The sequence below is a fragment of the Paenibacillus sp. BC26 genome (assembly GCF_900116125.1).
Classification (GTDB): Bacteria; Bacillota; Bacilli; order Paenibacillales; family Paenibacillaceae; genus Paenibacillus_Z; species Paenibacillus_Z lignilyticus.
The window spans coordinates 398,952-423,391 of sequence record NZ_FPAD01000005.1 but is presented as its reverse complement, the minus strand read 5'-3'; the positions used below and the strand labels follow the sequence as shown (position 1 = coordinate 423,391).

Here is a 24,440-nt window from a genome sequence, read left to right as displayed (position 1 = left end):
TGCAGTATCTCCTTTTTAATATAACTCGCTTTATATTAATTTCTCAGTTCTAAACTCGTTTAAGCTGCATTTATTGTATATTCTTTTGTATTCTAAATTTATGGTGTTCCAGTCAAATTCCGAGCTATTATCAAGACATCTTTCTGAAATTAATTCATAAGTACTTATGATATCATATATCCTATTTACAATTTCATTCGGATTAAAGCAATCAACATGAAATCCAACTTCACCTTCTTTAAACTGGTCATCAAAGCCTTGTCCTTTGGAATAAATAACAGGTAATCCCTGACTCATTGCCTCAGCATATACTAATCCAAAAGTTTCTGTTATAGAAGGCATAATAAAAATATCATTATCTCGATAAATATTAATTAACTCTTCTTTTGTTTTTTGCCCCAAATAATTTAAGTAAGGAATCTCTTTAATTTGCTCGTAGATAGATTTGTCTACAATCCTACCCACAACAGTAAAAACTATATTAATCCCTTTTTTCCGAAGGATATTTAACGCTTTAATAGTTGTAAGAATATTTTTGTTTTTATCAATTACTCCAACATAAATAATTTTAAGAGTTTCCTCGGAAATTTTTTTTAAAACCCCTTTATTTTCGATCCAATATCTATCTATTCCATTCGGTATAATTTCACATTTTGTTAGAAATTCTTCTCTGTTTTCCAAGGGAATGTAATTATTTATTACGAAATCCCTATATGATTTTGATAAGAAAATAACTTTTTCCGCTTGATTTAGTATCTTAACACCAAGCTTTCTTAGGTGAAAAAAGTATTTGAAAAATATATTTACATCTGTGTTCCTTACAGCTACGATATAAGGCGTTCCGAACTGTAACTTCAACTTCATTGATATAAATCCATTAGAAAATAAGGAATGAGCATGAGTTATTGAGTAATTACTAATTGAATGTGTTGAGATAATATCCTTGTATATCTTATTGTGTTTATAATAAAATACAAATCTGTCATATTTACCATGATTTACTTTCAAAGTAGTGTACGTACCTAAATCTATATTTATAGAATTTTGATTTGTGGAAACTGGAACAAAAACATCAATATCATACCCTTCTTCAATCTGCTTATCATATAAATTTTTATAAAATCCGCTTGTACTATAATACGAGTTGATATGTAATATTTTCATTTCAGTTTCCCCACTTTAATCTTCTTATTATTTCTATTATTATTTCTATTATTATTTTATAGTCTCCAATAACTGTATCCAATTTGTTCAGCTTCTGCTTTATTCAGTATGCCCTTTACATCAATAATGACTTTTTCATCAAAATTGAAGTCACCAAACATCATATCTATTTGTTTCCAACTTATGCTCTTAAACTCATTATGAGCTACTGCGAATACAATACAATCCGCTTCTCTAACATTGTTAATACTCACTAACTCAATACCATACTGATCCTTTGTATCATTGGTATCAGCCTGTGGATCTACAACTAACGGATCGATGCCATACTCATTTAATCTAGATATAATATTTACCACTTTTGAATTTCTAGTATCTGCGCAGTTCTCTTTAAATGTAATTCCTAGTATTACTACCCGTGCTTTACTTACTATTTTATTGGCTAGAATAAGCTTTTTAATTATAGCGTCTGCTATAAAATCACCCATTCCATCGTTGATCTTTCTACCCGATAATATTATCTGACTATGATAACCTAATCTTTCAGCTTCATATACAAAGTAATATGGGTCAACACCAATGCAATGTCCTCCAACTAATCCCGGATAAAATTTAAGTGCATTCCACTTTGTATTCATTGCCTCTATTACATCTTTAGTATCAATCCCCATACGATCAAACACCATTGCTAGCTCATTCATAAATGCTATATTAATGTCACGTTGACTATTTTCCACAACTTTTGCAGCTTCAGCGACCTTTATCGAGCTTGCCTTATGCACTCCTGCCTCAATTACAAGTTCATAAACTTTTGAAATCTCATCCAGACTCAATTCATCCATGCCTGATACTATTTTAATAATCTTTTCTAGTGTATGTACTTTATCTCCTGGGTTAATCCGCTCTGGAGAATATCCCACCTTAAAATCCACACCACAAATTAATCCGGATTCCCTCTCAAGTATTGGAATGCAGATGTCTTCTGTAACCCCAGGATATACTGTTGACTCATACACTACTATTGATCCTTTTGTTAAGTTTCGTCCAATTATAGAACTAGCCCCAACAACCGGGGAAAGATCAGGCGTTTTATCTAAGTTTATGGGAGTCGGAACTGCAACAATATGAAATTTAGCATTCTGAAGTTTGGATTCATCTGTCGTAAAAAACACCTTAGTTTGCTTAATCGCTTCATTACCTATCTCATATGTTGGATCAATTCCTGATCTATACAGCTCGATTTTTTTTTCATTTAAGTCAAAACCAATTACGTCTACTTTCTGTGCAAATGCGACAGCGATAGGCATACCTACATAACCTAGTCCAATTACCGAAAGCTTTTCCTTTCTTGCTAATAAGTCATTAAATAGTGTCATATTATTTCCCCCATTTTCAATTATCACTATAGCCTGTGATGGAACCAATTATCATCTTGTGCTTTCGGCTTTCTCCCAAAAAGGTTTTGCCTTGCCGGTTAGGATGTTATAAACACCGCTCCATTGAGCAATTATTGTCACACAGTAGTAATATATCAATGTCAAGTATTTATTATTTGATTTAGTTATGCCTCTAATGACAGCCAAAAGATAAAATAATAACTGCGCAAAAAATACCATTTTATAAAACCATGATCCTGATAGTATTAAAGAATTCGTTATAAGAATGGTTAAATGTGATATCCACAATAAATATCTGCATGTCCTATGACCCAAGTAATTATAGGTAAACCATTTGTATTTAAACACATTAAGAATCCTTATATTTGGCAATATGTGACTCAAAATTGTTCTATTCATGCGCACTTTACGACCAAATTCATCTTCTATTATTTCTCCAGCCTTTTCATAAGCAATTGCATCGTGATTGGCAATCGCTCTTTTACCTTGAAGAGCATAGAATGTAGGCATAGCGCTATCATGGCATTCAATTGGATCAAAATCATAATATTCTTTTGTTCTACAAGCATATAGCGCACCATTACCAGCCGTTATTGTTTGTATTCTACTTTCAATTTCTCGCGTGGCTAAATCACTATCCCAGTAACTTGCTTCTGCACCACTTACAGCGCTAGTATCTTCATTAACGATAGATAATTTCCCAGATACATAAGCTATATTGTCCGAGGTGAATGCTGCCATCAACTCTTTTACAGACTCTTTGTCCATAATAGAATTGGCATCTGTCATTACAACGAATTCGGTGGTGATTTTTTTTTGTGCTTCATTTTGAGCATTTGTTTTCCCTTTCCTGCCCATTACTTCATAGAGTGTCATTTTATAGTCTCGATGTGCTCTAATAAACTGACTCACGATCTCGTTTGTTTTATCTGTACTATTATCAGAAGCAATTAAAAACTCGATCTTCTCACTTGGATACTCAAGCCTAATAATATTATTTAGCTTCGCATAGATTACTTTTTCCTCATTATGAGCAACTACCATTACAGTTACCGTCGGCTGATTTGAATAGTCCTTTTCAAGCTTGCGGTTATTATAAAACTTCCCAATTAACTTCAGAGATAATGGGTAGCCAACCATCGCCCATACTATAATAAATCCACTCATGTAAAACAAAACCCTGTATATTAGTTCCATAGTACTCACCCTGTCCACCAAATTGTTTATTAAACACAAGATTATTCTTTAAACTCTATAAATTTTTAATATTTCTTCAACCATTCTATTTGATGTCAATTGCCCTTCATAGAAACAATGTCCTTGCAAAGACAACATACGAGACAACTGAATAATATGTGAATTTACTCCCGAATCATTCATATGCTTTGATAACTGTAAAATGTTCAATCTAATCCTCCTTTTCCAGTACAAATTTCAATTCAAGTAATGAATTTACATTATAAGTTTCTCGTTTAGCTTTGAAATATTGAGCATTTTTATATGTTGAATCCTCTCTTACAATTCTAATAGTCCTGATAGGAAGTAAACTGCTAATATAAAAATCCTTTTCAGGGTTATCACCAACGTATAACATCTCACTATATTCAACATTCAACCGGTTCTTTATAATCTCAAAAGATTTAGGATGGGGTTTCCAGTATTCTCTCCCTAACTCATCGGTAACTACAATTTCTTTAACATAGTCGTTTGCTTTTATAGCCTTTATTTTTTGACGCTGTGCCTCAGCATATCCATCGGTTATTATTCCCAACATTAGGCCTTGTTTCTTTAATAATTCTAGACATGGAAGCACATCATCGTAAAAATCAATAGTTGGCAAGTGATTACGATATTCTTTTATTAGTTGCAAAATGTCTTCTTCAGCAAAGGTAAGCCCATATTTATTCAGCAACCTGTTAAATACGTGTTTTGGGCTTTCTTCAAATAATTGAATTAAATGCTCAAATACCTTGTTTTCATCGATAAGCATTTTTTCATTTAAAACTCTAGCTATGTGCCTAAATCCACTTTTAATATATTGTTTTTCAGAGATTAACGTATCATCTAAATCGAAGATAATTGCTCTTATCATTTAATTAACTCCATATTCTCATCGAGGCAAATACTGTTATCAAATCTCAAAAACAAAAGATTATCTCGATAATTCTCATGATACACTAGCTTTTCACCTAGCATAATTCTATAGAGGTTTTCACATGAATCAGCTCCACTTTGGATACTCATTGGAGCCCCTCCACCAAATCTTGGGTTAACTTCAATATATTTTATCCCATAATTTGTTTTAATTAACTGAACCGTAATATGCCCGATAGGTTTAAGTAATTTCATTACTCTCTTAATATCCTCAATAATTACCCGATCTTTAACTATCTTCCCCCTAGAGATCTCCCCACTCCGAGTAGCAAGTCTTAAACGAGGGACGATTGTAATTACCGTGCTGTTGAAATCAAGAAAAACATCAACAGTGTATTCTTCACCTTCTATGAAATCCTGAACTATTGGCTCTTTAATTAAAGATTTATAGATTTCCAATTCATCAGCATTATTCACTTTAAAAGCATTGATGCTTGAACTCCCCGATTTAGGCTTTATAAATAACGGGAAACGCAATTCATTATTGGATAACTCTTCGTCTGTATACATTTTCGCAATTCCAATATCGTTAGCTTCAAAAAAACGCTGTGTGTTAAATTTATCTCTACAATTCTCTACGACTTTAATGTCTGAGATTAGAACCACGGCTTTTGTTTCTTTCTCTATGTAGTTTTTATTTCGAGCAAGTAACATTAAGTCTGTATCAATTGTTGGAACTACTAAAGAAATATCCTCTTCATTACATGCTTGGATTATTGATTCTATATAATTTGGTTCATTAATTTGTGGTAACTTATATTTTCGATCAGCAAAAAATAATGCTGGCGCTGTATCCGAGCAGTCACCAGCCACAATGTTACTTGTTACATTAAGTTTTTTTGCCGCTTTTTGAAAACATTGAACCAACTCCACACGTCTTCCGGCACTGAGCATTAAAACATTTATTCGGTTCATACTTTACCTCCCAATCTTACTACCTTCAAAAAACTCCATTGTTGTAGACGTTTCTGAATTGATTCCTTCCTTAACTAGGACTTTCTTAAAGGTGAGATAAAAAATTTTACATTCACGTAAGAAGTTAATATTATTGACATACTCTATATCTAAATCAAATTTTTCTTCCCAGCTAATTGCATTTCTTCCGTTGACTTGTGCCCATCCGGATAGTCCGGGTCTTACATTGTGACGGAGCCTTTGATAATCATTGTACAATGGAAGATATTGTACCAGTAACGGCCTGGGACCAATTAAGGACATATCACCCTTTAATATGTTAATTAACTCTGGTAGTTCATCAAGAGATGTTGAACGCAAGATTTTACCGAACCTCGTCAACCTTACGCTATCCGATAATAATTGCCCATTTTCATCTCTTGCATCTGTCATCGTTCTAAATTTGTACATCACAAAAATCTTTTCATTGAGCCCTGGTCTCTTCTGTTTAAACAGGATAGGACTCCCAAGTTTAACTCTAACTAATATTGCAACCAATAAGAGTATCGGACTCATCAATATAATGGCCATCGATGAGATTGTTATATCCATAGGCCTTTTTATAAATTTGCAATAAATACCGACATTTGAACGATTCATTTAAGCCCACCATAGTCTTTTTATTGTACGTGCAATCCGTTCCAGATCCTCGTCAGTCATTTTTGTATCCGACGGCAAACAAACACCATTTTCAAATAGTTTTGCTGCAACTCCCGTGGTGATAACGTCATAATTTTTAAAAAAAGGTTGCATATGCATTGGTTTCCATATCGGTCTTGATTCGATGTTTTCAACCTCTAGAGCCTTCATTACGTCAATAGGTCTTACTTTGCCATTCAAGGTAATTGTGCTTAGCCAGAAATTTGGTTTATTCCAAATATTAGTAGGCATGAACTCCACACCTTCTAGTGAATTTAGCTCTCTCTTATAATATTCAAAGATGTACCTCTTCTTCTCAACCCTCTGATTTAAGACCTTAAGCTGACCTCTACCAATACCAGCAACAACATTACTCATTCGATAATTAAAGCCTAATTCACTATGTTGGTAGTGCCTTGCCTGATCTCTACTTTGTGTAGCCCAAAATCTAGCCTTATTAACTCTCTCAATATTATCTGATACCAGCATTCCGCCGCCTGATGTAGTAATTATTTTATTTCCATTAAACGAAAAAACCCCATAGTCGCCAAACGTACCGGTTTGCTTACCTTTGTAGTATGTGCCTAACGACTCTGCAGCATCTTCTATTAAAACAACATTGTGTTTTCTACATAATTTCACTATTTCATCCATCTGTGCAGACAGGCCATAGAGATGCACTACAATTACTGCTTTAACTTCAGGATATTTAATAAAAGCTTTCTCCAGTGCCTTAACACACATATTCCATGTTTCATAATCACTATCAATAAATACTGGAGTAGCATTCTGATAAATAATAGGATTAGCTGTAGCTGAGAATGTTAGCGATTGACAAAACACTATATCTCCAGCTTCAACCCCCGCTGCTTTTAAGGCAAGATGAATCGCAGCAGTACCAGAGGTCAGAGCAGCTGCGGCTTTAGAGCCGACCATTAATGCTAATTCGGTTTCAAACTGATTCACATTTTCCCCAAGAGGAGCAATCCAGTTCGTATCAAAAGCTTCCTTTACATAACTCATTTCATAACCTTCATCACTCATATGTGGCGAAGAAAGGAAAATTCTTTTATTCATTATGCTAAACTTCCTCCCTTATGCGTTATGAATCACTTTTAAAAAAAATATCTTTATTATGTATAGTTTGTATATAAAAGCAAAGCTTTCCTCGAGCTGATTTCGGTAACAGCTTAAGGAAAGCAGTTTGTTTACTGAAAACTCAAGTGCATACATTTATTATTTACTACTTTTAATTACTTCATCGTATGTCTTACCTTGACTAACACCATATTTTTTAGCAATCTGAGAAAGTTCATTATACTGTTCAGGGCTAACTTCATTTAGAACAATTTTGCGAGCTTCTCTTTTTTCTTCGATACTTAGACCACCGCTTGCCAGTTGCTGTAACTTCTTCATATCCTTTAAACTTAGTTTTTTAAGAAGAATCGATGTCACCGACGCCTTGTCCTTTATTGAGACTGATTCCTTTATGTTTTTAGCTTTTTCAACTGATACTTCAGAGGAGTATTCGTTAATACGTTCAACACTCGTATTAGTTTTCTCATTACTTGAAGTGGGTTTAACTTCTTGGTTAACTGTATCCTGGGTATCAGTTATGTCAGAAGAACCTTTTGTCGTTTCTTTCATAGGTGGTACATTGTTATTTGTGTTTACCTGTTGTTTCTCATTATCGGTAACATTGTTGCTTTTAGGGTCAACTATTATTGTTTCATTAGAAGTATCAATTGTAAGATCTGGTTCAAGACTGGCAGACAAAGATCCAATTACTTTATTCACAGCATAGTTAGCTGTAAATACACCAGCAATTCCAAGTACGACAACAATCGATGCAATCCACAATGCAACCTTTTTCCATCTCTTCATTTTGCGCACCTCACTTCCACAATTCATCTCTTGATGTTAAGAAACATCTTTAAATAACGGCACGATGTACTCAATGACATTCCGAATATCGTCCTTCTCACCATCAATTGCACGTTCCAAGCGCTTGAACTGAAGCTCTAGCTCCACTTGATTAATACCCACCGGTCTTCCGATGAATATCCGATTATGCTTTGTCTTCGCAATTGCTTCTTCATTTAGTAGGAGTTCTTCATACAACTTCTCACCGGCTCGAATACCAGTAAACTCTATAGGTATCTCGGTATATGGCTCAAATCCAGACAATCTGATTACATCTTCCGCAAGCTCTACAATTTTCACAGGCTGGCCCATATCCAAAACGAAGATTTCACCACCTGCAGCAAAGGCACCTGCCTGTATGACAAGCTGCACAGCCTCTGGGATGGTCATGAAGTAACGCACCATCTCCGGATGCGTGACAGTAACTGGACCACCGGCTGCAATCTGCTCTTTGAACCTTGGTATAACACTGCCTCTGCTGCCAAGCACATTACCGAATCGGACAGCAACATATTTGGTATGGCTTACTTGATCTAGCATTTGTATGTACATTTCAGCAATTCGCTTGGTTGCCCCCATAATGCTCGAAGGATTAACCGCCTTGTCTGATGAAATGAGAACGAATCTCTCCACCTCGTAACGATCAGCAGCGTCTGCCACATTCTTGGTGCCAAACACATTATTCTTAACGGCCTCAGCCGGGTTTCTTTCCATCAATGGAACATGCTTATGCGCAGCTGCATGGAAGACGACCTGTGGTCTATGTATGCGGAATACATCGTCAATGCGTTGACGATCTTGAATGTCCGCGATGATGGTTTCAAGCTCGAGGTCAGGGAACCGTCTGCGCAGCTCCATCTCTATCGTATAGATACTATTCTCCCCATGCCCTAATAACATCAATGTCTTGGGCTTAAAGGTCGTGAGTTGTCGACACAATTCAGAACCTATGGATCCGCCCGCACCGGTTACCAGAACAACCTTGTTCTCTACATAGTCGGCAATCCCTTTCAAATCAGGCAAGATTGGATCGCGTCCCAGCAGGTCTTCCAGATCGATGTCTCTCATCGCGCTAACCGATACCTTGCCGGCGATTAGGTCATTCAGAGCAGGGATGATCTTCACCTTAGCACCGGTAACCCTGCATATTGAAATGATATCGGTCAGTTCCGACTTACCGGCAGATGGAATAGCAATAATGATCTCATTGATCTTATGCCTCCTTACAATCGCTTCAATTGCATAACGATCGCCTAGTACAGGTATGCCTAGTATGCGTTGCAGTAATTTCTTCTTATCATCGTCAATGAAGCCAACCACGTATAATTCCGCATTGGCATTACTCTTAATTTCTTTAGCAATGATGGCTCCACAATCTCCGGCTCCGATAATCAGTACCCTGGACTTATTAACAGCTGTATTCTTGCTGTCCATAATCATTCTCCATATGAATCGGATGCCGCCCATAATCAATAGCATCGTTTCCATTGTACGGACTGCAACGGGTAAAGGAACATTCTCATCCATAAAGATGATCGTAAGGCCATAGGAGATTACCCAACCGAGAATAACGGCTCTGAGCAGTGAAACAAGTTCACCAATGCTGGCGTATCTCCATAATCGTTGGTACATCTTGAAGTACACCATCGTCGTGTTGCATATAGCTGCTGTTACTAATGCGTAAACTAGCATTTGCAGTACAAACTCAGCTGGTATGTTCCCTTCATATCGGAATAGATATGATGTTCCAACGCTGAAGAAAACTATCAACGAATCAATTCCCATTAAAATTAAAGAACGCTTCCTGTACAGCATTGGACTTCCTCCATGTTCTCATTATAACTATCCGGCTATTATGCCCTCAATTGGTAGTATTAGACAAATGCTCTCAGATATAATAATAGAACTTTTTAACTAGTACCACAATACTTTAGAACTATTTTTCTGTTTCGCTATAGTAATAGTAGTAGTACCCATCACTGTTCTTCTGTTCGATATTTTTCAGTACGACACCCAATATTCTGGCCTTGACATGGTTAAGCTGCTGCTTCGCTTTGATCACCGCATCGCGTTTGACCTTACCTGATTCAATGACTAGCAATACCCCATCACATTTGGTTGAAATTAGCTGTGCATCTGTCACCGCTAACGTTGGCGGCGTATCAATTAACACAATGTCAAACTTGGTCCGCAGTTCTTCGATGAGCGCGCTCATTCGCTGAGATGCGACCATTTCGGAAGGATTAGGGGGTACTGGACCGGAAGGCATGATAAATAAATTTGGAATGTCCGTAGCATGAACAGCCTCATCCAGATCGCACTGACGAGACAACATGGAAGATAAACCATTACGATTACTTATCCCAAATGTGTGATGCATCGTCGGTTTCCGCATATCGGAATCGATGAGAACAACCTTCTTATTCGCTTGCGCATAAACTACCGCCAGATTAGCGATTGTCGTTGATTTACCTTCTCCAGGAGAAGCAGAGGTACCCATGACGACTTGAATGTGATCATCCACAGAGGAGAAATCGATATTCGTCCGCATGGCACGATAGGCTTCTGAGATGGGAGACTTTGGTTCGTAATAGGTAATCAGATACCTGCTATTTCCCAACTTGGACATGCGAAATCTCACCTCCTGATTTCACTTTACCTGTCTTAATTGCTTCTTCACGGTTCGCATGTTCATTCTTCACTTTGGCGATTTGGCCCATTGTTGGCAGTTCCAAGTATCGCAATACATCCGCCTCAGTCTTAATCGTGTCATCTAAATACTCAAGTAAGAAGGCAATCCCCGCAGCTGCCATAAGGGATACAACGAAAGCTAAGATCACATTAAGCGTAAGCTTGTTATTAACCGGAATCGGCTCTTTGCTTGGATTCACATTCGCTAAGTTCAATATGGTTACGTTCTGCACGTTGAAGATTGTCGGAATTTGTTCTTTAAACACCTGCGTTACCGCATTAACAATTCCTGCTGCTTTCTCATAAGAAAGATCCTGAACAGCCATCGTCATTACTTGTGTGTTGTTGACGGAGCTTACTTTCACTTTCTTAATCAAATCATCCACGCTCATGCCGAACTCCGGATGCTGGTTGGATACAGCCTCCATTATTGCTGGTGTCTTAATAACTTCTTTGTAAGTTTCGATCAAACGAAGATTGGCATTGACTTCATTTAAATCCAGATCGTTCGTGGAAGCACCTGCCGCTGCTGTACGATTGACAACGATCTTCGTTGATGCTTGATAGACCGGTTCTATCATGAAGTAACTATATAACCCCGCCGCCATGGAGCAGATCACCACGATTGCAACGATCATCCATTTCCGTTTGGTAATAATCCGTATATAGTCCCGGAGTTCTAACTCGATCTGCACATCATATCCCTCGCATTTTCATCAATGAAATTTTGGATTAATCTGGGTGAATTTCCTTCAATAAAGCAATATACATCCCCCACTGAAGGGGGATGTATATTATGCCATTCAATCCGGTGATGCAGATGGATTAACCCTTGAAGTTAAATGCACGGTAGATGATAACTGCCGCTTGAGCACGTGTAGCTGTAGCATTAGGATTGAACTTGCCTTTATCGCCTACAACAAGTCCGTTATTCGCTGCAAAAGCTACTCCATCTTTCAAGCTAGTGCTGATCGTTCCAGCATCCTTGAATGCGTCTAGAGCCTTCAGGTCTGCAGCGCTAGGTTTTACACCTTTAGCCGCTTCCAGGCCGCGAGCGACCATTACAGCCATCTCAGCGCGCGTAATCGTAGCGTTAGGCTCGAAGGAAGTAGCTGTACGGCCCTTGATGATACCAGCTTCGGATGCTGCAGCTACGAATGGTGCGAACCAGTCGGCAGCATTTACGTCGCTAAAGCCTTCTTTGGCCAATACGTTGTCCAGATCAAGCGCACGAACGAGCATCTTCGCGAATTCTGCGCGTGTCACTTCACCGTTAGGAACGAATGCGCCATTAGCGCGGCCTTGGATAGCGCCTTTAGCAGCCATCACTTCGATCTGGCGGCCTGCCCATGCTTTTACTTTGCTCGTATCTTTGAATGCTACTTTATTCTCAACCACTACATAAGTGGAGAAATGATCACGCTTCTCGGTGATGACACCGTCGTGATATACGCCCCCATAATAAGTCGTGCCGTCGAATACTGTAAGAAGATCCTTGTCGACACCGGTTGTGTTTACAGGGATATTAACTTCGATCGGATTGCTGAACTCGTGAACTTCTTTGCCACCAACTGCTAGTGCGAAGTCGTATGCATCCGAAACAGCTTTCAACGAAGCTGCCGGACCTGCCGGTGCGTTGTTCTTCACGTTGAATGTGAACGCATCGTTGATTTCAGCACCAATCGGCAATGTTGCGCTAAAGCCATTGAAGCCAAAGTTAAAGCCGTATACGCCAGCTGCAGATGCTTTCTTCACGCTGTCGCCGATAACTGCAACGCTAACATCTTTGGCATTAACAGTTCCTAGATCAATCGTCAGCACCACTTTAAGTGCCGCTTCCGCACCGGGAGCCGCATCTTTCAAAGCTGCGATAACTTTAGCGATTTCTGCGATAGCTTTATCAATTGCTGCCGCACTTACCGTTACAGTTGCTTTACCATCAACAATTTTAACATCACCTTTAGCATCGATCTTAGCAAGTTCTGCGATAGCAGCTGCTGCTTTATCAATTGCTTCTTGGATCAGCTTGTCTTTCTCTGCGCCCGTTGCAGCTGCGATCTTGCCTTTAAGGTCATTCAATACTTGTTCAATTGTAGGCGTTGTTGGTGGAAGAACGATTGGGCTGCCAGTAGAGTAAGTCAGTGTATCTGATTTCTCGAAGATCACTTTGCCTTGAAGCTTCGCTTGGATTACAGCTGTGCCTGTAGTTGCAGTAGATGCAAGTGTTACTTTACCAGCTACAACTTCAACATTCACATCGCCACTTGCTGACCAAGTAAGCAATGCATTAGGAATTGTGATGCCTTTTAGTGTAAGTGTGTATGTATGAGTGCGACCACTATCAGTTGTCGTAAACGAGTTTACGGTTTCTGCACGAACAAAAGCTACTACTAGTGCTTTCGTTGCTGCCTCTCCCGCTGGAAGTTCAGTTGTAACGTTCTCCAATGTTGCTGTCAAGCCGTCTGCGAACTCTTCTTTAGTAGCATCGGTCTCATCTTTAAACCAGTTGAGCACTTTACTAACTTCAAGAGTATTGTTGTCCAATACTTTATTCACACCAGCTTTGATCAAAGCTATTGCCAGTGAACCTGATTCATCGTCAAGCAAATCTCCTAAATTCGTTTGCACGGATTCAACTGCTGCCGTTTCAACTGCATCAACAAATGCCAGCAAGTCATTAACGGTTAGTTTTGTAGTTCCCGTAATGGTAGCCAGTTGTACGAGAGCCGCTTGCAGATCTGCATCAGAACGAATAGCAGTGATTTCTTCGTTACGCGTGCTGTACATAATCGAACCAAGAGCTTGGAAGGTATCAAACAAAAGTTCTTTGTTTGTATCATTCTTAACCGGTGCCGGAACATAAGCCCATAGTGGATCAATAGCATCGTTGTCTGCCGCGAAGGTCAGTGCGCCAATTTGAGTGCGAAGATCACGAACGCTTTGTGCATCTTCACCTAAGAGAAGAGCGTCATGGATCGCGTCGATTCTGCCCATGAATTGATCTTCAGTTGGAGTTGCTGCTGCCGCGATGTTGGACAGACCCAGTTGTTGTGCCAAACCTTTATTGCTAAGTGGCAATCCTGCCAGAGAACCTGCTACTAGACTTGCTGCGATTGTAGTTACTACTAATTTCTTTCTTACTGTCATTATCAGTCACCTCAACCTCAAAATTTGTCTGAACTTGCCACCATTTGTAACAATCACTACCAATAGTACCACCCATACCCTATGTGGTCAATTATCTTCTAAAGAAATTTAGGAGATTTGCCAGCTTTTTACTATTGGAAGTTTTTCCCACCACTGGAGATTCATTGAAAACATAATTTCCTATTATCGCTTCTGCGTTATGCCTGTAACACTGCTCGAAGTTCTCTCCCAACTCTTCTCTTACTCTCTTATAAGCTTCTTGAAGTCGATAACCGCGACGCACGACATGATGTGCATCCGAAGACAGCGTATGTATGAGACCTTCTTGGCAGAGCTGCCAGGCGGAACGTTCGATTTGTTTGCCGAATCCGCCAAGCAGAGAGTGTGTCGTCACTTGGCCATAGGCACCGGCGTCTATCATCTCTCTTAATTTGGAGGGCTTCTGAACAACCTCAGCATTACGTTCGGGATGGGCAATAATCGGACGTATGCCCATAATCGTGAATTCATGAATATATTCCAGCATCCGTTTGGGAACGGATGAAGATGGCATCTCTAATAATATGTAACGGGAATCAGCCAATGTGGTCACTTCCCCTGCACTTAGCGCTTCAAACATATCGCCATGCACACGAATCTCTTGTCCTACATACAGATCAAGCGCGATCTGCTCAGCAGCCAAACATTCTCTCAGCAGCTCTACTTGTTGGCGAGTGAATGCGGCGTCATTCATATATCGGCCATTCGCATGATGCGGAGTCGCGATAAGTCCGGTAATGCCATCCGACACGGCAGCTCTAGCCAAATCCAGCGCTTCTTCCATATCTGCAGCGCCGTCATCAATGCCCGGCAATATATGCGTATGAATATCGATCATGGCAGGATCTCCTCCTTATGTCGGATTTTCTCATTATACTACAGTTTTACCATTCGAGTGTGTCCATCATTTGACAGTATACTTCCAGATACTTACAAATGCAATAATAAAACAAAAAGACTGATCTTCTCACAGAATACCTCTGCGAAAAGAATCAGTCTTCTTCGCTTACTATCTTAGCGCGACTTTACCGCGATACGGTTAAGTGCACGCTGCAATGCTAGCTCAGCGCGAAGTTGATCGTACTCATCGCGCTTGCCGTTAATACGTTGTTCTGCACGCTGCTTCGCCGATTCTGCACGGGACAGATCGATATCGCCCGGCAGCTCTGCGCTCTCAGCCAAGATGACCACTTTATCCTTACGGATCTCAAGAAACCCGCCGTTAACGGCGATTGTTTCTTCAGAGCGGTCCTTCTTGATGATAACAGGTGCAATTCGCAAAGGCGTTACCATCGGAATGTGATTAGGCAAAATACCCATCTCACCCTCGGAAGCCTTCACGATAATCATATTCACATCCTGCGCGTACACTTTACGCTCAGGGGTTACAATTTCCAGTAAAAAGGAGCTCACGATATTACCTCCCTAGCTATGAGCGATTAAACTTCTTGAGCAAGTTTTTCCGCTTTAGCAACCGCGTCTTCGATTGTTCCGACGTTATGGAATGCCGATTCCGGAAGGTGGTCGTACTTGCCTTCAAGAATTTCTTTGAAGCTGCGTACTGTTTCTTTAACAGGAACGTACAAGCCCGGGATACCATTGAACGCTTCCGCAACGTGTAGGGGTTGCGCGAAGAACACTTGAATACGACGCGCACGGTGAACGACCAGCTTGTCTTCTTCAGACAATTCGTCCATACCGAGGATCGCGATGATATCCAGAAGCTCTTTATAACGTTGCAGAACTTTCTTAACGGTTTGCGCTACTTGGTAGTGCTCTTCGCCAAGAATTTCCGGAGTCAGGATACGGGAAGACGAAGCGAGCGGGTCAACGGCTGGGAAAATACCCATCGCTGCGATGTTACGCTCAAGGTTAGTCGTTGCATCCAAGTGGGCAAACGCCGTTGCCGGAGCCGGATCCGTATAGTCATCGGCAGGAACGTAGATCGCTTGAATGGAAGTAACGGAACCTTTCTTCGTCGAAGTGATACGCTCTTGCAGTTGACCCATTTCAGTTGCCAATGTTGGTTGGTAACCTACCGCGGATGGCATACGGCCAAGCAAAGCGGATACTTCAGAACCGGCTTGTGTAAAGCGGAAGATGTTATCGACGAACAGAAGAACGTCTCTTCCTTCTTCATCACGGAAATACTCAGCCATTGTAAGACCTGTCAAAGCTACGCGAAGACGCGCGCCCGGAGGCTCGTTCATTTGACCGAATACCATCGCCGTTTTGTTGATAACGCCAGAGTCGCTCATCTCGTGGTAAAGGTCATTACCTTCACGAGTACGCTCACCAACGCCGGCGAATACGGAGATACCGCCGTGCTCTTGTGCGATGTTGTGAATCAGCTCTTGCATCGTTACGGTTTTACCTACGCCCGCGCCGCCGAAGAGACCGATCTTACCGCCTTTGGAGTAAGGCGCCATAAGGTCGATAACCTTGATACCTGTTTCCAGGATCTCTTGGGAAGTCGACAGCTCTTCGAAAGGAGGAGCTTGACGGTGAATCGGGTTAGCAAGCGTACGGTCAACATCACCGTTGTTATCGATTGGATCGCCGAGTACGTTAAATACGCGGCCAAGTGTTGCTGGTCCTACAGGTACTGTGATTGGGTTGCCCAAGTCAACAGCTACCGTACCTCTGACAAGACCGTCAGTGGAAGACATCGCAACGCAACGAACCAGGTTATCACCGAGGTGAGTGGCAACTTCAACCGTAAGATTGATGTTCACTTCGCCTGGGTTTTCAGCTTTTTTCTCAATTTTGATCGCATTAAGAATCTGAGGCAAATGACCGTTCTCGAACGCGATGTCGACAACCGGACCTGTTACCTGGACTACATGCCCCTTGCTCATTGGTGTACCTCCTTCATGTTTTCCGAGGAAAAATACTTTAAAGTTTATGTTACGCCTGCGCGTTCGCGCCGCCGACGATTTCCGCGATTTCTTGCGTAATTGCTGCCTGACGCGCACGGTTGTACGTCAACGTCAAGCCTGCGATCATCTTCGTCGCGTTCTTCGTTGCATTGCCCATCGCAGTCATACGTGCGCCGAACTCGCTCGCTTTGCCTTCCAATACGGAGCTGTAAATAACCGTTTCCGCATATTTAGGAAGCAATACATCGAGTACCTTCTCAGGTGACGGCTCATATTCGTAGCTTGCCTTCGCGCCTGTAAATTCAGACTGATCCAACGGAAGCAGCTGCTTGATAACAGGAACTTGGGTCATCGCATTGTAGAATTGGTTGTACACCAAATTCAATTCGTCATATTTGCCGCTCTCGAAGCCTTTAACGGCTGCTGCCGCTACGGACTTGATGTCTGCAAATTTAGGTGTATCCGAAAGTCCCGTTACTTCGCCTGCAAGAGCTGCGCCCCGGCGCTTGAAGTAATCACGGCCTTTGCGTCCGATGACGAACACGTCGTATTCAGCAGGAGACTTATGCTTCTCCTGAATCTCCGTCCATACTTTACGAAGCACGTTCGCATTGTATCCGCCCGCCAAACCACGGTCAGACGTCACGACCAGATAGGCCGTACGCTTAACTTCGCGGCTTTGCAGCATAGGATGCTTAATCGCGCCTCCGCTCGAAGCAATGCTCGCTACGACTTCTTTGATTTTCTCCGTATATGGACGCGATGCTACCGCTGCATCTTGGGCTCTCTTGAGCTTTGCGGATGCAACCATCTCCATAGCCTTCGTAATCTGTTTCGTATTCTGCTTGCTCTTGATCGAGCGCTTAATCTCACGCATACCTTTAGCCATTCGTTGTCACCACCTTATTACTGACCCCCGTGGGTGAAGCATGGCTTCACCCGAGTCAGTTCTATTCCGCGCATGGTTCAACCGGCGTGCCGATTGAATGTTGTTGAAAAGGTTTAAACCGACGCTGCAAAGCTGTTCTTGAATGTTTTGATCGCTTCAACAAGCACTTTCTCATTGTCGGATGTCAAATCTTTCGTGTCGCGGATGGAAGCGAAAATTTCCGGTTTGTTTGCATCCACGTAAGCCAGGAAGCCTTGTTCGAAACGACGCACGTCTTGAACGGGAAGATCGTCCACGTGTCCACGAGTAACCGTGTACAGGGACACGACTTGACGTTCTACAGGCAATGGCGCGTTAACGCCTTGCTTCAGAATTTCAAGCGTACGCTCACCGCGGTTCAGACGGGATTGTGTTACTTTATCGAGATCGGAGCCGAACGCTGCAAATGCTGCCAATTCGCGGTATTGCGCAAGGTCAGTTTTGAGCGTACCCGCTACCTTCTTCATTGCTTTGATTTGAGCGGAGCTACCTACACGGGATACGGAGTTACCAACGTTAACCGCTGGACGTTGACCGGAGTAGAATAGGTCGGACTCAAGGAAGATTTGACCATCCGTAATCGAGATTACGTTCGTCGGGATGTAAGCCGAGATATCGCCGGCTTGCGTCTCGATGAATGGCAATGCAGTCAAGGAACCGCCGCCAAGCTCATCGTTCAGCTTAGCTGCGCGCTCAAGCAAACGGGAGTGAAGATAGAATACGTCCCCTGGATAAGCCTCGCGACCCGGCGGACGGCGAAGCAGCAAGGAAAGCTCGCGGTATGCTGCCGCTTGTTTGGAAAGGTCATCATAGATAACAAGAACGTGTTTGCCGTTGTACATGAAGTACTCGCCCATCGAGCAGCCTGTGTAAGGTGCCAGGTAAAGAAGCGGGGACGGCTCGGAAGCGCTCGCTGTTACGACAATTGTGTAGTCCAAAGCGCCTTGTTGGCGAAGGGATTCAACAACCGTACGAACAGTGGATTGTTTCTGACCGATAGCAACGTAGATACAGATAACGCCGTTGCCTTTTTGGTTCACGATCGTGTCGATCGCGATTTGCGTCTTACCTGTTTGACGGTCGCCGATGATAAGCTCACGTTGACCGCGGCCGATCGGAATCATCGCATCGATGGCTTTGATACCGGTTTGCATCGGCTCGAATACCGATTTACGAGCCATAACGCCCGGTGCCGGAGATTCGATTGGACGTGCTGCAGTTGTATTGATTGGTCCGTTGCCGTCAACCGGTTGTCCCAGTGCGTTTACTACGCGGCCAAGCAAAGCTTCGCCAACCGGAACTTCCATGATACGACCTGTTCTCTTCACTTGGTCGCCTTCGCGGATGCCTGTGTAAGGTCCCATGATAACGACACCGACGTTGCTCTCTTCAAGGTTAAGGGCCATACCCATAACGCCGTTCGAGAATTCGAGCAGTTCGCCGGCCATAGCGTTCTCAAGGCCGTGCACGCGTGCGATACCGTCACCGACTTGGATGACCGTACCGACATCAACGACTTGAATTTCGGATTTAAATTGTTCGATCTGTTGTTTAATCAGCGTGCTGATTTCATCAGGTCTGATACTCAATTCCGTTCACCCCTATCTACAATGCTTGAGTTTTCAAAGCTTGTTCAAGTCGAGCCAGCTTGCCGGAGAGGCTGCCGTCATACAAACGGTCGCCGATGCGCACTTGTACGCCGCCGAGCAGAGCAGGTTCAACGATTTGTTTCGCGATAATGCGTTTGCCGATCATTGTACCGAATTGAGCCGACACCTTAGCCAGTTCTTCGGAGGACAACGATTTAGCCGTATATATAGTTGCGTGTGCCTGACCAAGCGCATCTCCCGCCACTCTCGTATAAGCTTCGTACACATCCGTAATCGCAGTTTGGCGATTGCGAATAATGAGCAGCTCTACTGTATTCAGAACCATAACCGACACTTTGTCAGACAAAGCACCTTTAATAATATCGATCTTCTTCGTCACTTCAACGTTTGGCAGGCCAAGAAACTTGCGGATTTGCGCGTCTCCGGTCAGGGCGTCAACGACGATCTTCAGTTGTTGTTCAACATCAGCGACCATATTATTGCTTTGTGCCAGTTCAAACAGCGCTTTAGCGTAGCGTTTAGCTACGACGCTCTCGCGGCTCATTTGCTTCCAACCTCATTCAAGTATTGGTCAACAAGCTGCTCTTGCGATTTGTCATCGATTTGTTTCTCGATGATCTTCGAAGCGATCATAACGGACATGCCGCTAACTTGACTGCGTAGTGCAGAAATCGCTTTGTTTTTCTCGCTTTCGATATCTTTGACAGCTTCGTCCTTCAGGCGAGTAGCCTCGGATTTCGCTGCGTGTACGATCTCATCGGCTTGCTTCGAGCTCGTTTGTTTCGCTTGCTCGATAATGTCATACGCATCCTTGCGCGCTTGTTGAAGGGATTGTTTCTGTTCCTCATATTGCGCTTCGGCTTGCTTGCGGCTGTTCTCCGCATTCTCAAGCTGTTCTTTCACGAACTGCTTGCGCTGCTCCATGATGGAGAAGAGCGGGCCGAAAGCATAACGGCTAAGCAGCCAGAAAAGTATTCCGAAAGCAATCAGTTGGATGAAAAAATTGGACCATACGATATCCAACGTACGTCACTCCTTTCCGTAAATTGGCCGACCATCTCCTGACGGTCAGCAAAAGGAAGGCGCGGAGGCATAGGCACTCCCCGCCGTTTCTGCAAAGTAATCTTAAGCTTTACCCAAGAAGATGAACGCTAGTACTAGGGAAATAACTGGAAGTGCCTCTACAAGCGCTACCCCGATGAACATTGTAGTTTGAAGAGTACCGCGAAGTTCCGGTTGACGGGAAATACCTTCAACTGTACGACCTACGATCAAACCGTTACCAATACCTGCACCCAGTGCTCCAAGACCGAATACAATTGCTGCTGCAACTAATGCTAAAGCTCCCATTAGAGAAATCCTCCTTAAAATGTTTACATATAGTTTTATTGTTTCCTGCCATGAGCAGGTTTGTTACTGACTTAATGATGCTCTTCGTGAACGATCGCTTGCGACATGTAAACCATGGTCAGCATGACGAATACGAAGGATTGAATCGCGCCTACGAAAACGCTGAAACCTTGCCATACAATCAGTGCCGGGATACCAAACCATCCCATGCCCATGATGACACCGATCATAACCTCGCCAGCGAAAATGTTACCGTAAAGACGAAGCGAAAGCGATAGCGGCTTAGCGACTTCCTTAATTACGTTAAGCGGGAAGAATGCTGCGTAAGGCTCGAAGTAATGCTTGAGGTAATGCTTACGGTTACGACGCAGACCCTCAACGTGCGTTAGCACGATTACGATGGCCATTAGCGCGCCGGAAACCGCGACATCGGCAGTCGGTGATTTCCACCACGCGATGTGTGCTTCCTCTTCACCATGCAAGTTAAGCTCCATGCCTGCAAATGTTGCGCCATGATGCGCCTCGGTAATGATACCGAACGGAAGACCCAGCAAATTGGCAACAAACAGGTACATGATCATAGCAATACCCAGCGTCAGGTACGGACGGCCTTTCTTCAAGTCCATCGTTGTACCGATAATGTTCTGAACGAATTCGATAACCCACTCCAAGAAGTTCTGCATCTTGGTCGGATTGGTCACCGATGCGCCGCGAACCGCCAGCTTAGCAATAATAAATACGATAATGCTGGTGATAACTATCATGATAATGGCAGCCAAATCGAATCGAATGCCACCCAGATTTACTTCAGGAAAAATATGATCCATTAGTTGTTTTCACCCCTTTCATCGGTGGATTGCCGTACGGCCGGATCTCTCTTGGCTTTAAATCCCAATATGAGTGTTGCCAATTGAGCAACAAATAATCCAGCTACTGTTCCATAGAGGCTAAACGAAAAGTACTTGGTTGCGATCACAACCGCTAACAGGGCAATACATGCGCGAGTCAGAAAACCAAGGTTATGGCGTTTCTGGATCCCCGCGGCCGATAAAGCGCCGACTCGCTGTACTTTCCAAGAGAGATGGAAGGCGTTTGCAAGACTTGCCGCAGTTCCGAGAACAAGACCGCCGAAGAACGGCTTATATTCCGGAAGAAGGGCCCATCCAATAAAACATAGAGACAAAAAAAAGAACGTAATACGCTTAACCGTTCGAAGGTGGCCGGACAAATCATCCATTATTTCGCTTTGCCCCCTGTAAACGCCTTGATCAGAATGATGGTGATGAAGACCGCGACAACAAAACCAACAGCCATGCCAACAATAGAGTAGTACCCGGTGTCTTGCGCTTGATCGACCTTGAGTCCAATCCAGTAGCCCAGTCCAAGACAGGCACCGATTGTGCCGCCGACGGATCCGATCAGACCCATGGCGCGCCAAGGATTATCTCCGAAGCTGCTGTTATCCGTGTTGCGATTATTGTCGTTATGGGACGGATTCGTCATCTAGAATCACTCCAAAACTCTTATTTATTTTAGCCAAGCGGGCTCGCTTTTGTCAATTGATATAAATTCAAACATTTAGTGAACGGGTACCCGAAAACCCTTGATTTACCTGGGGTTTTCGGGTTCCCAAACCGTACAGTAGCACTGTATGCTGTGGCCTTCCTCGGAATGCTATCCTACCGTTGTAAACTATGAACGTTGTGTGAACGACTCCGGACGCTTGTCCGTTTTTCCAAAATGATGCAGGATCGCCTGAACAATGCGAACAGATGCTTGCCCATCGCCGTAAGGATTGGCTGCTTGGCTCATTTTGTCATAGAGGTTCTTGTCGGAAAGCAGCGCATGAGCGCGATTATAAACTACCTCTTCGTCGGTGCCGACAAGCTCCAACGTCCCTGCATCGATACCTTCAGGACGCTCGGTCGTATCGCGAAGCACCAGGGTCGGAACGCCGAAGGACGGCGCCTCTTCCTGCAAACCGCCGGAATCCGTCATAATCATGTACGTGTGCGGGTAAAAGTTATGGAATTCAAACACGTCGAGCGGCTCGATCAGCTTAATACGCGGATGATTGCCAAGGATTTCATTCGCCGGCTCGCGAACGGCAGGATTCAAATGCACCGCATACACGACAACGACATCTTCGAATTCATCGGCAATCCGTTTCACCGCGCGGAAAATATTGCGATGAGGCTCGCCCAGCGCTTCGCGGCGATGAGCCGTCATCAGAATCATGCGCTTGCCCGCCGCCCATTCGATAACGGGATGCGTGAAGGATTTGTCCACCGTGTATTGGAATACGTCTGTCGCCGTGTTGCCGGTTATGTAGATCGTAGACTCCGATTTGTTCTCTTTGCGCAGATTGTCTGCCGCTCTGTCCGTCGGTGCGAAATGCACATCCGATAGAACGCCGGCCAGTTGACGGTTCATCTCCTCCGGATACGGAGACATCTTGTTCCATGTGCGCAGCCCTGCTTCAACATGTCCAACTTGAATCTGCTGCACGAAGGAAGCATAGCTGGCCAAGAAACAAGTCTGTGTATCGCCATGCACGAGTACGATGTCCGGTTTCGCTTCACGCAGAATCGGCTCCAGGCCCTCTAGCACTTTGACGGTCGTCTCCGTCAGCGTCTGGCGATCTTTCATGACGTTCAGATCGTATTCCGGCGTGATTTTGAAGAAATCGAGCACTTGATCGAGCATTTGGCGATGCTGCGCCGTTACGCAGACAACGGACTCAATCTCCTCCGGATGCTTCTCCAGCTCCAGTACCAATGGCGCCATCTTCACCGCTTCCGGTCGGGTGCCAAATATCGTCATCACTTTAATTTTAGCCAAAGCATGTCACTCCTAATTGTAGCGTAGCAAATAAAGCCCCCAGATGCTGACGCCTGATTATTTGGTGCCAAACATACGGTCGCCGGCGTCGCCCAGACCTGGTACGATGTAGCCGTGATCGTTAAGATGGCTGTCGAGCGAAGCCAAGAAAATATCGACATCCGGATGCGCCTTCTGTACGGCCGCCACACCTTCCGGCGCCGCGATGAGGCACATGAGCTTGATCTGCGTGCAGCCGCGCGTCTTCAGCGCTTGAATGGCCGCGTTCGCCGAACCGCCTGTAGCGAGCATCGGATCAATCACAATCAACTGACGCTCTGTTGCATCAGCCGGCAAATTGACGTAATACTCAACCGGCTCGAGCGTTTCCGGATTGCGGAACAGCCCAATGTGACCGACTTTAGCCGAAGGAATCAGCTTGAGCATGCCCTCCACCATCCCGAGTCCCGCGCGTAAAATCGGAATGAGCCCCACCATGCGTCCGGACACGATTTTGCTCGTCGCTTCGATGACAGGCGTCGTGACGGTAGTCGTCTCAAGCGGTAAATCTCTTGTAATTTCATACGCCATCATGGTGGCGACTTCATCGACCAGTTCACGGAAATCCTTGGTCTTCGTATCTTTGTCGCGAATAAAGGTCAGCTTATGCTGGATAAGCGGATGGTCGCAAATTGTGAGATTGCCCATAGTTCTATTCATCCTCCTGAAATGCTTCTTCAACTGA

Annotated in this window: 25 protein-coding genes; all 25 read right to left on the bottom strand. The window is 43.3% G+C overall.

Going from position 1 to position 24,440, the window contains the following annotated elements; all coding sequences use genetic code 11:
- Positions 1–30: 30 nt before the first annotated feature.
- Positions 31–1,164 carry a glycosyltransferase family 4 protein gene (locus BM412_RS27885; protein ID WP_091224959.1) on the bottom strand — a complete coding sequence of 378 codons (1,134 nt, stop codon included), beginning with the start codon at positions 1,162–1,164 and terminating at the stop codon, positions 31–33.
- Positions 1,165–1,220: 56 nt separating this feature from the next.
- Positions 1,221–2,540 carry a nucleotide sugar dehydrogenase gene (locus BM412_RS27880; RefSeq protein WP_091224958.1) on the bottom strand — a complete coding sequence of 440 codons (1,320 nt, stop codon included), beginning with the start codon at positions 2,538–2,540 and terminating at the stop codon, positions 1,221–1,223.
- Between the two features lie 51 nt (positions 2,541–2,591).
- Positions 2,592–3,728 (bottom strand): glycosyltransferase family 2 protein, encoded by a 1,137-nt coding sequence (locus tag BM412_RS27875; protein ID WP_256256622.1) that lies wholly within the window; start codon positions 3,726–3,728, stop codon positions 2,592–2,594.
- A 241-nt stretch (positions 3,729–3,969) separates the two neighbouring features.
- On the bottom strand, positions 3,970–4,653 hold the full coding sequence (locus tag BM412_RS27870) for an HAD family hydrolase (RefSeq protein WP_091224956.1): 684 nt from the start codon (positions 4,651–4,653) through the stop codon (positions 3,970–3,972).
- Positions 4,650–5,630 (bottom strand): ATP-grasp domain-containing protein, encoded by a 981-nt coding sequence (locus BM412_RS27865; RefSeq protein WP_091224955.1) that lies wholly within the window; start codon positions 5,628–5,630, stop codon positions 4,650–4,652. Before BM412_RS27865 ends, BM412_RS27870 begins: the two co-directional genes overlap by 4 nt.
- A 3-nt stretch (positions 5,631–5,633) precedes the next feature.
- Positions 5,634–6,269 carry a sugar transferase gene (locus BM412_RS27860; RefSeq protein ID WP_091224954.1) on the bottom strand — a complete coding sequence of 212 codons (636 nt, stop codon included), beginning with the start codon at positions 6,267–6,269 and terminating at the stop codon, positions 5,634–5,636.
- Complete coding sequence (locus BM412_RS27855) at positions 6,270–7,385, bottom strand: DegT/DnrJ/EryC1/StrS family aminotransferase (RefSeq protein WP_091224953.1); 1,116 nt, start codon at positions 7,383–7,385, stop codon at positions 6,270–6,272. It abuts the gene before it with no gap.
- A 159-nt stretch (positions 7,386–7,544) separates the two neighbouring features.
- Entirely contained in the window at positions 7,545–8,192 is a 648-nt protein-coding gene (locus BM412_RS27850; protein WP_091224952.1) for a hypothetical protein, read from the bottom strand.
- A gap of 36 nt (positions 8,193–8,228) precedes the next feature.
- Positions 8,229–10,046 carry a polysaccharide biosynthesis protein gene (locus BM412_RS27845; protein ID WP_091224951.1) on the bottom strand — a complete coding sequence of 606 codons (1,818 nt, stop codon included), beginning with the start codon at positions 10,044–10,046 and terminating at the stop codon, positions 8,229–8,231.
- A gap of 121 nt (positions 10,047–10,167) precedes the next feature.
- The gene (locus BM412_RS27840; protein WP_091224950.1) at positions 10,168–10,860 is read right to left on the bottom strand and encodes a CpsD/CapB family tyrosine-protein kinase; all 693 of its coding nucleotides are present in this window, start codon (positions 10,858–10,860) and stop codon (positions 10,168–10,170) included.
- Positions 10,841–11,617, bottom strand: a complete 777-nt coding sequence (locus BM412_RS27835) for a YveK family protein (RefSeq protein ID WP_091224949.1) — start codon at positions 11,615–11,617, stop codon at positions 10,841–10,843. Before BM412_RS27835 ends, BM412_RS27840 begins: the two co-directional genes overlap by 20 nt.
- Positions 11,618–11,747: 130 nt before the next feature.
- The gene (locus BM412_RS27830) at positions 11,748–14,069 is read right to left on the bottom strand and encodes an S-layer homology domain-containing protein (protein ID WP_091224948.1); all 2,322 of its coding nucleotides are present in this window, start codon (positions 14,067–14,069) and stop codon (positions 11,748–11,750) included.
- A 91-nt stretch (positions 14,070–14,160) separates the two neighbouring features.
- Positions 14,161–14,946 (bottom strand): tyrosine-protein phosphatase, encoded by a 786-nt coding sequence (locus BM412_RS27825; RefSeq protein ID WP_177246126.1) that lies wholly within the window; start codon positions 14,944–14,946, stop codon positions 14,161–14,163.
- 176 nt (positions 14,947–15,122) lie between these two features.
- Positions 15,123–15,521, bottom strand: a complete 399-nt coding sequence (locus tag BM412_RS27820) for a F0F1 ATP synthase subunit epsilon (RefSeq protein ID WP_091224947.1) — start codon at positions 15,519–15,521, stop codon at positions 15,123–15,125.
- A 26-nt stretch (positions 15,522–15,547) separates the two neighbouring features.
- Positions 15,548–16,966, bottom strand: coding sequence for a F0F1 ATP synthase subunit beta (atpD, locus tag BM412_RS27815; RefSeq protein ID WP_091224946.1), 1,419 nt, complete (start codon positions 16,964–16,966; stop codon positions 15,548–15,550).
- A gap of 49 nt (positions 16,967–17,015) precedes the next feature.
- Positions 17,016–17,876, bottom strand: coding sequence for an ATP synthase F1 subunit gamma (gene atpG / locus BM412_RS27810; protein WP_091224945.1), 861 nt, complete (start codon positions 17,874–17,876; stop codon positions 17,016–17,018).
- Positions 17,877–17,989: 113 nt separating this feature from the next.
- Entirely contained in the window at positions 17,990–19,504 is a 1,515-nt protein-coding gene (atpA, locus tag BM412_RS27805) for a F0F1 ATP synthase subunit alpha (protein ID WP_090982209.1), read from the bottom strand.
- Positions 19,505–19,520: 16 nt separating this feature from the next.
- Complete coding sequence (locus tag BM412_RS27800) at positions 19,521–20,069, bottom strand: F0F1 ATP synthase subunit delta (protein ID WP_091224944.1); 549 nt, start codon at positions 20,067–20,069, stop codon at positions 19,521–19,523.
- On the bottom strand, positions 20,066–20,548 hold the full coding sequence (atpF, locus tag BM412_RS27795; protein WP_090982206.1) for a F0F1 ATP synthase subunit B: 483 nt from the start codon (positions 20,546–20,548) through the stop codon (positions 20,066–20,068). The genes BM412_RS27800 and atpF overlap by 4 nt, the downstream gene beginning before the upstream one ends.
- Before the next feature lie 102 nt (positions 20,549–20,650).
- The gene (gene atpE, locus BM412_RS27790) at positions 20,651–20,875 is read right to left on the bottom strand and encodes a F0F1 ATP synthase subunit C (RefSeq protein ID WP_090982204.1); all 225 of its coding nucleotides are present in this window, start codon (positions 20,873–20,875) and stop codon (positions 20,651–20,653) included.
- Positions 20,876–20,946: 71 nt separating this feature from the next.
- Positions 20,947–21,702: a F0F1 ATP synthase subunit A gene (gene atpB / locus BM412_RS27785; RefSeq protein WP_091224943.1), complete on the bottom strand. Its 756-nt coding sequence runs from the start codon at positions 21,700–21,702 to the stop codon at positions 20,947–20,949.
- Positions 21,702–22,112 (bottom strand): ATP synthase subunit I, encoded by a 411-nt coding sequence (locus BM412_RS27780; protein ID WP_091224942.1) that lies wholly within the window; start codon positions 22,110–22,112, stop codon positions 21,702–21,704. Before BM412_RS27780 ends, atpB begins: the two co-directional genes overlap by 1 nt.
- Entirely contained in the window at positions 22,112–22,378 is a 267-nt protein-coding gene (locus BM412_RS27775) for an AtpZ/AtpI family protein (protein WP_091224941.1), read from the bottom strand. The genes BM412_RS27780 and BM412_RS27775 overlap by 1 nt, the downstream gene beginning before the upstream one ends.
- Positions 22,379–22,567: 189 nt before the next feature.
- Entirely contained in the window at positions 22,568–23,716 is a 1,149-nt protein-coding gene (gene wecB / locus BM412_RS27770; RefSeq protein ID WP_091224940.1) for a non-hydrolyzing UDP-N-acetylglucosamine 2-epimerase, read from the bottom strand.
- A gap of 57 nt (positions 23,717–23,773) precedes the next feature.
- Positions 23,774–24,403 carry a uracil phosphoribosyltransferase gene (upp, locus tag BM412_RS27765; protein WP_091224939.1) on the bottom strand — a complete coding sequence of 210 codons (630 nt, stop codon included), beginning with the start codon at positions 24,401–24,403 and terminating at the stop codon, positions 23,774–23,776.
- Positions 24,404–24,440: the final 37 nt, after the last annotated feature.